Here is a 12,300-nt window from a genome sequence, read left to right on the forward strand (position 1 = left end):
AATTTTGGGACGACGACATCGACAGAATGCTGAAGGCTTTGGCGCAGTTGGTGGACGACATTGCGCAGAAGAGCGACAGAACTCAATACGACGTGTTCAGACATTCAGCATGCAGAGAGTTGGAGGTGTATTACAAAATGGAGGATAAGGCCTCGACAATAGCGGAAATTGTGGTCGGATGGATTGCCAACCTTAGAAAGGAAATGAAGGAAGCGATGAAGATTATGAACAATCCTACGGAGAAAGCACGACTGTTTGACAAGATGCTGGAGAATTATACCGATGAGACGATGAATGACGAAGATCTGTGGATGGCTAACGACTGCCGAAAGGCTCTTGTGGATATGGCTTCGCTGAGTGACTATCTGAAAATGGCGTTGATTTTCGGCAATAATCATATTGCCCTGATGTCGAACCTGATGAAAAGCGGATGCACAGAGAGGCAGTTGACGACCGTGATGGAGTATGTGAAGTTGACAGAAAAAGTGAGGCAGAGAAACAAAGGCGCACAGGGTGATATTGGACTCGTTAATGTGGGCGGAACGGAACGAGACCGACGCTTCGCCTATGCCGTGAACAACGTGAAAAAGGAAGGGCTGATAAAATTCGGCTACGACTGGACTTGGATTGAGCTTTACTGCGAAGGTGAAATGAAGGATGCCAACTTTTCTACGCCAACTTCGTTTCTCGACTATCTTTCGGTGCTTGGAATCGACTCGTTGCCCGACAGGACAACATTGGCAAAGAAGGTGGATGTGGTAAAAGGCGAATTCCCAAACTGGACGTTCACAGACTCAAAAAGTGCATCGGAAACGATGAGAAGAATACATATTGTCAGAAGGTTTATTTTCCACTACAACAAATTTTTGAGACAATAATTTGGTGTTATCTTCCAGGGCGTGAACTATCGTTGTTATATGCTTAAGGCGATGCCACTGCCTGAAAAGGATAATAATGATTAGTTTCACGCCTTTTTTGTGTTTTTAATCGAAAAATTCACTCAAATATTCACTCAAACGTGCACAAACGTTCACTATCGTTCACGCTGACATCGTCTCTCGACTATTTTTCTGTGCTCGAAATCGACTCATTTACCGACAGAAAACATATATTTTAGTGTATAAAATGTCGTTTTTACGTTTTTAATGGCGATTTTACTGCCTGAGAAGGATAATAACGATTATTTTCATGTCTTTTTTGTGTTTTCAATCGAAAAATTCACTCAAACATTCACTCAAACGTGCACAAACGTTCACTATCGTTCACGCTGACAATTTTGCTATTGCCAGCTATCTTTTCTTGCCTTACCTTTGCATCGTGAATCAGACAAAGATAGTTGCAACTTATTTACTGACCACATAAAACAAAATGTGAAACTTAATAATAAAAGGTATGTTTATAAATTTTTCGATTACAGTATGGAAATACAGATTTTCAGTAACAGTAAGTTTGGGCAACTGAGAGTTGCGCTGAACGAGAAGGGAGAAACGGTGGTTTGTCTCGCGGATGTGTGTAAGGCGTTGGATATCGATAATCCGAGCGATGTGAAAAGGAGGCTCGATTCTAGTAACATCGATACAATCGAGGTTTCTACAAAGTCGGCTAATCGTTTCGGTGAGTTTACCCGCACTACAAAGATGACCTACATCGGCGAGCCTAACCTCTACCGCTGCATCTTCCAGTCGAAAAAGGAGGAGGCGAAGGAGTTTCAGGACTGGGTGTTCAACACGGTGCTGCCGCAGATAAGGAAGACTGGAGGGTACATTCCGGTGAGTGCGGAGGACGACGAGAAATCAATTCTGGCTAAGGCTCTCAACATCATGCAGCGCACACTGGAAGAGAAGGACAGGCTGATAGAGGAGCAGCGACCTATGGCGAAACTCGGCAGACAGGTGACAGGTTCGGAAGAGAACATCATGGTGGGCGAGATGGCGAAACTGCTTTACGAAAACGGCATCGACATCGGACGACAACGACTCTTCAAATGGCTGCGCGAGAATGGCTACATCTTTAAGCAGAGCCGTGAGCCGATGCAGAAATGGATTGAGCGTGGGATAATGACCGTGAGAGAGTGTTGGGTGACAACCGACCACGGCATGGAACTCTCGGTGACGCCGATGATAACGGGCAAGGGTCAGCAACATTTCCTTAACTTGTTTTGCGGAGAGAAATAACATTATTAACTTATTAACTCAAGTTTCTGAAGTGATAAATCCCAATGTATAAGGGTTTTATTTAAACCACAGAGATAAAGAGGGAAAGAGTTTTTTTGTTGATAGAGCAGGTCGCAAGCGACAGAGGAAAAGAGGTTTTGCGCAGCTCTCTATAAGCTCTAAATGCCTTGGCATTCACCCTCTTTCATTAGTATAAATACTCTATATCTCTTAAACTCTGTGGTTTAAAATAACTTCCGAAAGTTGAGTTATTAAAAATAATCACGTATTTAAACATTTCGAACATTATAAACATTTTAAACTTTTATCAATATGCAAGTAATAGCAAAAATCGAGAAGTGGGCGCAGCTGCCCGACGTTCAGACTCAGAACGGAATGACAAGTAAGGCACAGGTTGTGTTGCGCATGTCTGGCGGACGCAACGCCGAGGGACTGGTTGGCACAGCCTTCGGCATCGTGGCGGGAAAGCCGCTGGCTGAAGGCACAATAGTGGTTGCCGACGTGAGATTCTACACTCACGAGTATGAGGGCAAGATTTTCCAGGACGTGAACATCTTCGACCTGATGCAGCTGAAGTCGCCACAGCAAGTTGGTGAACATTTTTAAATTTTTTTCTTATGGCAAAAATTAGTATCAATGGTGTGGGCACTGCCCACGATGGTAACGTGTTTGAGTTTACGCCTAAGTGTAAACGAGTTAGAAGCTGCAAGTCGTTCCGCCGACGTGGGTTGGGCATCATGACCGAGTCGGGCAACTTCGAGTTTTCCACTCCTCCTTCCAAACCGCGAGGAAAGGGAAACAGACTGAAAAAGACTGCCCACGGAGGGCTGTCGGTGACTCTGGATGGAGCATACTATTTCTATTGCAAAGTGTATAAGGACGAAGGTCTTGACTATGCGGAAGTGATGCGTAAAGAACTGGAGGAGGCATTGTCATGAGTTGTTTCGAGGTATATTATGATGGTGGCGTGAAGAAAATGCGCCCCATCAACAGTTTCAAGGACTATGCAGCCATTCGTAACTCGCAGAAAAACCGCCGCAACACGAAAGCAGCACGTGGTGGTGACAGCGAGGCGAAGAAACACATGGTGCAGTTTTGCTACTCGTGTCTGCCTAACGACGATGGTACGCTGAAGGGTACAAAACGTGTGTCGAACTCGGTGGGAATGGACATAGACTTCACGAAGGATATGCCGAAAAAGGAGTTTGAGACTGCATTCGAGATTATGAAGGACAACATTCTCGACAATGCTGAAAAACTCCACCTTCTGATGCTGGAACGCTCGGCTACGAAAGGACTTCACCTCGTGTTTGAACGTCATCCCGATCTCTCTCAGGAAAAGAACCTTGAGTGGGCTCAAAAACTACTCGGTGTTGAGTTCGACAAAGGTGCAAAGGACATCACGAGAGTTTTCTTCACGCCGACAGCCGACCCGAAAGACCTGTTCTTCTGCAAGGACGAACTGTTCATTAATGAAGAAGGTGGAGTGAAGAAGGAAGAAGAAGGTGGAGTGAAGAAGGAAGAAGAAGGTGGAGTGAAGAAGGAAGACCCGAATGCAGCCCAACCATCTGAATTGAAAGAGAGAGTGGGTGAGAGGCTTTACAATGGGTTGCCTTACTCTCATATTGTGAAGGAGTTTTTGAGGCAGTTTAATAACGGCGAAACTCCTGTGGAGGGGAACCGCAATGTGATGACGTTTGAGCTGGCTAAGGCACTCCGTAGTATCTGCGACTACAACATCGATATAATGAAGCAGGTGATACCTCGCTATGATAACTTCCCCGTAGATGAATATACACGCACTTTGCAGAGTGCACTCGACGAACCTCGCCGTGGAGTGAGCTATAAGCTACAAAAGGTGCTTGAGGCGCTTTACAAGAATGAGAAAAAAATGGAGGGAAATGTGGATTTCGAGGCAGAAAATGAACTACCGCCAGAGATGCCGAAAAAGCTGCCTTATCCGCTTGGACTGCTTTCGTCGAAAGTGCCTGAAATGTACAAGGCGGCCGTCTGTGAGGCTGTGTTTGCACCGCTCTCTACTTACGTTCACGGAGTTAAATTCCGCTACTGGGATGGCGTGGAACATGAACCTACTTTTATGTCGGTTCTCTGTGCTCCAATGTCAATAGGTAAGGGCTGCGTGAGAAAGCCGATAAACATCATTCTCGAAGATCTGCTGAAGCGAGACGAGTCGAACAGGGCACGTGAGGCTGAGTGGAAGGTGAAAAACCCGTCTGCGAAACAGAAGAAAGACCCGCGTCCCAGCGACATATGTATACAAGTGCTCATCGATAACCTTACAGACGCCGTGTTTAATCAGAGAGTTTACGATGCCGACAAAAACGGGCAGCGCTATCTCTATACGAGCGTTGACGAGATCGATACGCTTAAAAACATAACGTCACGTGGCACAGCGAGCGAGGTAAGCGTGATAATCCGCAAGGCTTTCGACAACTCGAAGCACGGCCAAGAACGTGTGGGTGCTGACTCAGTGACTGGCATCGCTCCGCTGCGCTTCAACTTCAACGCCTCAACTACACCTAGGAACCTACAAAAGTTTTTCTGTCACGAAATGACCACAGGTACAATAACACGACTCTCTTTGTCTACCATCATCAAGCCTGCCGACGCAAAACGCCCAGTGTTTAAGGAGTATGACTCTGAATATATAGATGAGGTAAGAAAGATAACACAGAAACTATCATCGCTGTCTGGAGAAATACCATGTCCGAATTGCAATGAGTTTGCCGAGCAACTCTGCGACGAGAACGAAAAATTGGCTGCACTCTACGGCTCTGACTCGTATCTGACATTGAGTTACCGCTCAACGGTGATTGCATGGCTTAAAGGCATGATGCTATACGTGATGAACGGCGAGAAATGGACGAAGGAGATACAGGACTACATGGAGTGGTCGCTTCGATATGACCTTTGGGTTAAGATGAACATCATTGGCAAAATGCTCGACGAAGCCCAAAATGAGGAAGTGAACGCTACTTCAAGTCGTGGACCTAAAAATATGCTTCTTATGCTAAAAGATGAGTTTAAAATTGAGGACCTGATTATCCTTAGAAAGAGGTTGCATAAGTCGGTTGATATGGGAGCTATAAAAAACCAGCTCCAAGTTTGGAGGAATCGTAAACTCGTTGATTTTGACAACGTTAATGATGTAATCAAAAAGGTAAAGAAACAATAGTATTACAGAAATACAGAATTACAGTTTAATATTATAAGGTATGAAACTATTATTAGTAAGAAAAAAGTTCTTGGCGGACAGGACTCTCGGAGAGCTATACGTGGAAGGGATCGGGTGGTATTGCGACACGCTTGAACCTCATTGCATCGACTGGAGCAAGGAGAAGAAAGTGAAGGGCAAGACTGCCATACCGGAAGGTAAGTACAAGGTGAAAATCGCATGGTCGCAGAAGCATGGCCGCATGGTTCCATGGCTTCAGGATGTGCCACACTTCGATGGCATACAAATACATACCGGCAATGTGCCGAAACATTCGGCTGGATGTATCTTGGTGGGCATTGAGTCTGCAAACTGCCTCATAGACTCAAACTTAGTGTTCCGCAAACTGATGGACCACATCAAGAGAGAAAAGGAGATAGAAATCGAGGTGACATCTGAAACTGAGGACACCAGTTCTGATGAATACTTCAACAATGTAATCTCAAAATTCCTATAGCCATGTGTAAGCAGTGCTGGCGACTGGGGGTGCGGGCGAGACGCCCACACCCCCAGTGTCCACACCCCCAAAATGGTGGAAATATGACTTTTTTTCCGTTTTGAACGGTGTTTTTCCGTTTTGACCGATTTTTTTCCCGTTTTGTCTTTTCTGTTTCCCCTTTTTTCATTAATTTTGCAGCACAATTTTGTAAATAACTTAAAAAAAATAAATTAGGAATGAAGAACATGGTTCTTTCTGTGATATGGCTTGCGATAGCGGGATTATTCACAACAATGACAATGTCGGCTTGCTCCGACGACGACGAGAACAACAGCAGTAATGGTGGTGGCATTACCATCGAAGGTGTTGACCAGGCGGAGTATTTCCGCAAGAACCTTGGAATCTTTGCCGAGAACGACAGCATCCTCCTTCCAATGCGAATGACTGTCATGGACGCGCTCACTCCTACCGTCTATAGCTTCTTTGTAGAAGATATGGAGGAGGCAGAGAGGTTGTTCCATAACTTCAATAAAGATGAATTGGTTTGGGGCTCATCGTTTACTAATTTAACTCCATATGATGACTATTGGCTTCTTCGTAGCTATGCTGTTAAGGACGGTCAAACACATAGTATTCCACTGATGAATTAACGTGAATCACAAATGAATGGTATCATAACGAGGAATGTTATCCGTGTAGTTTTTATAGTAGCCATCCTTTTTTCTATTATAGGGTGTTCGGATAACGATGAAAACAACACTACACCCTCATTGACTTCCACTAATGTGGTGGAGGTCGTGTTCTCGCCATCCGGCTTCGGTGACTTGGGCTATAACGACATCATACTCACGGGACTTGAGGAGTCGCGCAAGCGGCTGGGCTTCGACGTCATGATGCATGTGCCCGCATCGGTGGAGGACGGTATCGCCATCTACAACAAATGGGCGCAGAAGACCGCCAAGGACGAGAGACGGCTGTTCATCTTCGCCAGCAACCAGTATGAGAGTGCCTTGCGTAACTCCTCGGTGCGCCCTTCGGACGCCAACAGCTCAGTGCTGCTCTACGAGACCCACGAACCCATCAACGGCGTATATACCTTCCGCATAGGCATGTATGGCGCGGCATATCTCATCGGTGCATACACAGCCCTAACCAATAAGGATGAATCTGACTACAAGGCAGCCGTGCTTGCCGCCAATCCCTTCGACCGTAATGTTGACGGAGCCGCACAGGGATTCCGCGACGGGTTCATTGAGGCAGGAGGAGCGGATGCCACCATATCTTATATCTCCGACAAGGAAGGCGACGGCTACAACATGCCCAATGAAGCATACGCCCTCTGCAACCGCCTATACGAATCAGGACACACCTTCTTCTTCCCCGTGGCAGGCGGCAGCAACAAGGCTGTATATCAGTTCTCGCGCAACCAAGGTGTCTATACTGCGGGTATCGACGGTGACATGTCTGCATATTCGGGTCTGATGAACTGCTCTCTCGTCAAAAATATCGGCAGTGCCACCAAAGACTTCATCGCCCTGTGGCTTGATAAGAAGGAAATACCCCAACACCAGGATTTCCTCTGGGATTCGGGTTATGTCAACGTCATCTATTGTCACGACTGGAAGGAAACTGACGCACAAGGCATAGAAACATTCAAGAACAATATCTTAGGAAAGGAGACAGAGTATGAAAAGAGCAAGTAACTTCTTTAACTCCCTATTAATAATAATCTTCCTCCTCCTCTTCTCCTGCTCCGACGACAACAACATCGCCACCGACAGTCCTGAGGTCATCTCCAACCGCGAGGTGAAAATAGCCGTGGTGCTCAAGAAGGGCGACCGCCAGGAGCGCGTGCAGCGCATACTCGACATGGCACGCGAGAACATCACAATGGCAAGGGGTGGGGTAGTGCCATCCTACGAATACTACGACGAGGACACCACTGCCCTCGCTTCCTTGGCCGTGGAACTTGCCACGCGCCAGGACATAGCAGCCGTGGTGGGTTGCTATGACGACCAGCACACCAAGACGCTCGCCTACGAGTGCGCCAAGACCGACAAGACCATGTTCACCTTCAACACCTCGCAGGAGCTGGCGCGCATCTTCGGTCAACACGGCAACTACTGGGGACTCTCCGAGAGTGACATCACGCAGTGCGAGATACTGCTCTCGCTCATGGCTGATGGAGGGGTTCAATTTGATGTAGCCCTGCTTGCCTGCGACAACGACTACGGACAGACCTTCGTGGATTGGTTTGCCTTCCAGGCAGCCGAGATGGGACTTAATCCCGTGGGCCTTGCCACATATAAGGACAAGTCGGAAATCCCCGATGCCTATCTCAAGGCGTGCGCCAATAATCCGATCTTGACATTATGCGTGCCAAACAATGCCGAGGAGGCTTCCATCATGTACGAATGTACCAAGATGGACAACTTCTCCCATTTCTCTGTACCTTTCTTCACCGACCGTGCCTACGAGCCCGCCATGCTGAAGAACGAGGGACTTGTGGGACTCAACCTTGTGGCTGACCCCGCTTCGGGCTTTGGCGTGGTGTATAAATCTCGCTTCGGCGAGGCTCCCATCCATGGCGATGCCGAGCTGTATGATGCCATCATGCTCACCTGTCTTGCAAGCCGTTATGACGAAGTGCATAATCTCGACAACCTCAACTATGCCGTCGGCACCCTGCTCTACTACCACTCCGACAGTCAGGGCGGATGGATGTCGGGCAACATGAAGCAGGCTTTCGAGACGATTGCCGAGGGCGGTGTACCCGAGGTGAGCGGTGCCGTGGGCAAGCTCGATTTCGATCCCAAGAACTACACGCTCATCACCCATTCCACCTACGACTTCTGGATGGTGTATGAGGGACAGTTCCTCTCGCTCAACTATATGAAGCGTTCCGAGGACGAGCACTCCTCGTCTCCCATAGTCAGCTGGGAATGGAACAAGACCTACCAGCAGCAGTTCGACGAGCACATGTCCGACATTGGCTATCCTGCCCTCACGGGCAACAAGGCGGTCATCATTGCCGGTTCGGGCGGTTGGGAGAACTACCGTTTCCAGGCCGATGCGCTCGAATACTACCAGATGCTCCGCAATTCGGGCTATAGCGACGACGACATCATACTCATCATGGCTGACGACCTCGCGCAGAACGCCAACAATCCCGAGAAGGGAGTGGTGCGCCGCTCGGTGGATGGAGACAACCTGTATAAGAACGTTGTCGTTGACTACCGCCTTGAGGACATCACCTACAACGACCTTGCCGTCATCTTCTCGGGCAAGGCGGACGCTGCCCACCCCGAAGTGCTCGACAGTGGCGCAGGCGACAACGTGCTCTTCTTCTGGAGTAGTCACGGCACGCAGGCAGGACTTGCCCTTGGCGACATCGACCTTGTGTCGGGTAAGCAGATGGCGCGCATACTGCAGAAGATGAGCGACGAGCAGCGGTTCCGCAAGATGATGTGGATAGTTGAGGCATGCTATTCAGGCGGAGTGGCAAAGGAGTGCGAGGGCATTCCCGGACTGCTCGTGATGACGGCAGCCAATGCCAACGAGTCGTCGAAGGCCGACCTGTGGTATGCCCCCTATAATGTCTATCTTACCAACCGCTTCACTTCGTCCATCATCTCCCGTCTGTATTCCGACCCTGCGACATCTCTCCGCGACCTCTACAACGTGGCGTTCACAGGAACTCTCGGTTCGCACGTCACGATATACAATGCCGACAACTACGGAAACCTCTATCAGAACACAATGAGGGAATTCTTGGGGAAGTAGGAATTAGGGATTAGGTCACTTCAGTACGTAGGTTCGTTATTTGTCGCGAATCAGTGGTACCTGTCCCTATGCCCCGTTCCGTTTACGTGCTCTTTCGTCACATTTTTGTATATTTGGGGCCTATTATTAACAGGACAGGGGACAGGTCACTGTCCCCTGTCCCCAATGAAATATAATAAGGAATACTCATCACCATCTAAACTTATATTCATACTTTATCCTTTTCTCTTGACTCCCAAGTCAGAACATATTTTTCTGTTCCCAAAAATAATGTGAAAAGTTTGGAAGTAATTGTTTTTTTTCGTATCTTCGCAGCGTTTTTCAATAAAAAGAAAGGGGAACGATATGCAGATAAACATCGACGAGTTTAACGCACTTATCGACAAGAGACTGGAAATGTCGGAGGAGATATGTGCACTAAGAAGCAAGCTACAGCGTGCGGAGGAGGAAATCTTAATGCTGAAAGAGGTCAAGGTAGAGCAGGACAGGATTGTGGAGGAACTGAAGCAGGAACTGGAGAAGAAAGAGGCGCGGATAATGGAACTGACAGACATTATTGCTAAATCGACACAAAACGTGAACGTCTTTGCCGTAATAACCGACAAAAACATGTTACCCTTGGCTCTTGAGAAGTTTGACAGGACATTTCACGGCCTGCCCGAGGACTTGCAGTTGGCAACGGCAGGCGTGGTGATGAAGTCGCTGCCCACTGAACTGCCTCCCGGAGAGGACAGGGGACAGGTCGCTGTCCCGCAGGAAAAAGGAAAAAACGGACTTACATAAAGTAAAGTCCCTACAAGCAGAAACATAAATAACAATACGCTAACACCCGACCTCGTGGCTGAAATATGTGTCGGGAAAAATATTATGAATAAAAGATTTACTGCATTAATGACAACGCTCATCCTTAGCGTTTTATTCTCAATCTCTGCATCCGCAGATGTTGTTGAGGTAGATGGAATTTACTATGACATTTCTGAAACAACCGCCACAGTGACGGACGGCGACAATGAATATTCAGGTGACATAGTGATTCCCGAATCTATTACTTATAATGGTTCAAAATATTCCGTAACAAGTATTGGAGAAATGGCTTTTTATGATTGTACCAGCTTGACATCAATCACGATTCCTAATTCCGTGACAAGTATTGGAGAATCTGCTTTCGATGGATGCATCGGCCTCACCTCAGTCACGATTCCTAATTCCGTGACAAGTATTGGAGCTTGGGCTTTCTCTGATTGCAGCAGCTTGACATCAATCACGATTCCTAATTCTATAACAATTATTGAAAAGAGGGTTTTTAACGGTTGCAGCGGACTCACCTCTATCACGATTCCTAATTCCGTGACAAGTATTGGAGGATCTGCTTTCGGAGGATGCAGCGGCTTGACATCAATCACAATCCCGAATTCTGTAACAAGTATTGGAGATTATGCTTTCTGGGATTGCTACGGCTTGACATCAATCACCATCCCGAATTCTGTAACAAGTATTGGAGATTTTGTTTTCAGTTACTGTACAGGCTTGACATCAATCACCATCCCGAATTCAGTAACAAGTATTGGTGATGGCGCTTTCTCTGGTTGTTCGGGCTTAACATCTATCACCATCCCGAATTCTGTAACAAGTATTGGAGAGTTGGCTTTCGATGAATGTTCAGGCTTGACATCAATCACAATCCCGAATTCTGTAACTAGTATTGGAGATTACGTATTGAACCGTTGTGATGGAATAAAAAATACGATAATTGTAAATGATTTGTTTGTATATTTGCCAAAAACATATACTGGCCATTATTCTATTCCAGAAAATATTACAAAAATTATAGGAGGTGCTTTCGATGATTGTTCTGGCTTGACATCAGTCACAATCCCAAATTCCGTGACAAGTATTGGAAGTCATGCTTTCTTTTACTGCAGCGGCTTGACATCAGTCACAATCCCGAATTCCGTGACAAGTATTGGAGATTGGGCTTTCTCTGAATGCAGCGGCTTGACATCAGTCACAATCCCGAATTCCGTGACAAGTATTGGAGATTGGGCTTTCGATTGTTGTGATAATTTAAAAAACGTTTATTGTTACTCAGAGGAAGTTCCATCAACTAATGTTTGGATTTTCAATGGAACATATATAGAAAATGCAACACTTCACGTTCCTGCATCTGCAATCGAGGCTTATAAAACAACAGCTCCTTGGAGCGACTTTGGAACGATTAAGGCTATCGAAGAAACCGTAGGTATTGAATCTGTAGAAGCCCGTGGCATCGCCATCCACTCTGCCGGTGGTTTCATCTACATCTACGGCCTCGACAACAACGAGAAGGTCAGCTTCTATGGCATAGATGGCAAAGCCCTCGGCTCCGCCACCGCCATCAACGGCACAACATCCTTCGCCGCGCAATCCAGCTCTATCGTAGTCGCCAAGATTGGCAAGGAAAACATAAAAATCGCAGTGAAATAACATCCGCATAGATACCCATCCGCTGTAGAAACAGACAGGAAGGGGACAGGTCACTGTCCCGCAGGAATATTCAAAAATATAATCTCAAATGTTACAAAAAATGAGGAGGCAGGACACGGACTTGTCCCCTGTCCCTCCCAATGTCATTGGAAATCATCGGAAGGAGCCATTGGCTCACCGGAATGAAACCCGCACCAAAGGTACGA

The 12,300-nt window shown here is 47.0% G+C and carries 11 protein-coding genes; all 11 read left to right on the forward strand.

Features of this window, described 5'->3' with window-relative positions:
- Window positions 1-878: hypothetical protein (locus CIK98_RS17805; protein WP_172409748.1), on the forward strand; the 878-nt coding region annotated here is incomplete at its 5' end.
- Window positions 879-1,418: 540 nt separating this feature from the next.
- Window positions 1,419-2,174, forward strand: a complete 756-nt coding sequence (locus CIK98_RS00035; RefSeq protein WP_094382263.1) for a phage antirepressor KilAC domain-containing protein — start codon at window positions 1,419-1,421, stop codon at window positions 2,172-2,174.
- A 312-nt stretch (window positions 2,175-2,486) separates the two neighbouring features.
- Window positions 2,487-2,780, forward strand: a complete 294-nt coding sequence (locus CIK98_RS00040; protein WP_094382264.1) for a hypothetical protein — start codon at window positions 2,487-2,489, stop codon at window positions 2,778-2,780.
- Between the two features lie 11 nt (window positions 2,781-2,791).
- Window positions 2,792-3,112, forward strand: a complete 321-nt coding sequence (locus CIK98_RS00045; RefSeq protein WP_094382265.1) for a hypothetical protein — start codon at window positions 2,792-2,794, stop codon at window positions 3,110-3,112.
- Entirely contained in the window at window positions 3,109-5,370 is a 2,262-nt protein-coding gene (locus CIK98_RS00050; RefSeq protein WP_094382266.1) for a hypothetical protein, read from the forward strand. The genes CIK98_RS00045 and CIK98_RS00050 overlap by 4 nt, the downstream gene beginning before the upstream one ends.
- A 40-nt stretch (window positions 5,371-5,410) precedes the next feature.
- A complete protein-coding gene (locus CIK98_RS00055; protein ID WP_094382267.1) occupies window positions 5,411-5,866 on the forward strand; it encodes a DUF5675 family protein in 456 nt (151 codons plus the stop codon).
- 218 nt (window positions 5,867-6,084) lie between these two features.
- A complete protein-coding gene (locus tag CIK98_RS00060) occupies window positions 6,085-6,498 on the forward strand; it encodes a hypothetical protein (protein ID WP_094382268.1) in 414 nt (137 codons plus the stop codon).
- A gap of 12 nt (window positions 6,499-6,510) precedes the next feature.
- A complete protein-coding gene (locus CIK98_RS00065) occupies window positions 6,511-7,551 on the forward strand; it encodes a BMP family ABC transporter substrate-binding protein (RefSeq protein ID WP_094382269.1) in 1,041 nt (346 codons plus the stop codon).
- Entirely contained in the window at window positions 7,535-9,631 is a 2,097-nt protein-coding gene (locus CIK98_RS00070) for a C13 family peptidase (RefSeq protein ID WP_094382270.1), read from the forward strand. The genes CIK98_RS00065 and CIK98_RS00070 overlap by 17 nt, the downstream gene beginning before the upstream one ends.
- A gap of 345 nt (window positions 9,632-9,976) precedes the next feature.
- Window positions 9,977-10,414: a hypothetical protein gene (locus tag CIK98_RS00075; protein WP_094382271.1), complete on the forward strand. Its 438-nt coding sequence runs from the start codon at window positions 9,977-9,979 to the stop codon at window positions 10,412-10,414.
- An 84-nt stretch (window positions 10,415-10,498) separates the two neighbouring features.
- On the forward strand, window positions 10,499-12,094 hold the full coding sequence (locus CIK98_RS00080) for a leucine-rich repeat domain-containing protein (protein ID WP_253249588.1): 1,596 nt from the start codon (window positions 10,499-10,501) through the stop codon (window positions 12,092-12,094).
- Window positions 12,095-12,300: the final 206 nt, after the last annotated feature.

The sequence above is a fragment of the Prevotella sp. P2-180 genome (assembly GCF_002251435.1).
Lineage (GTDB): Bacteria > Bacteroidota > Bacteroidia > Bacteroidales > Bacteroidaceae > Prevotella.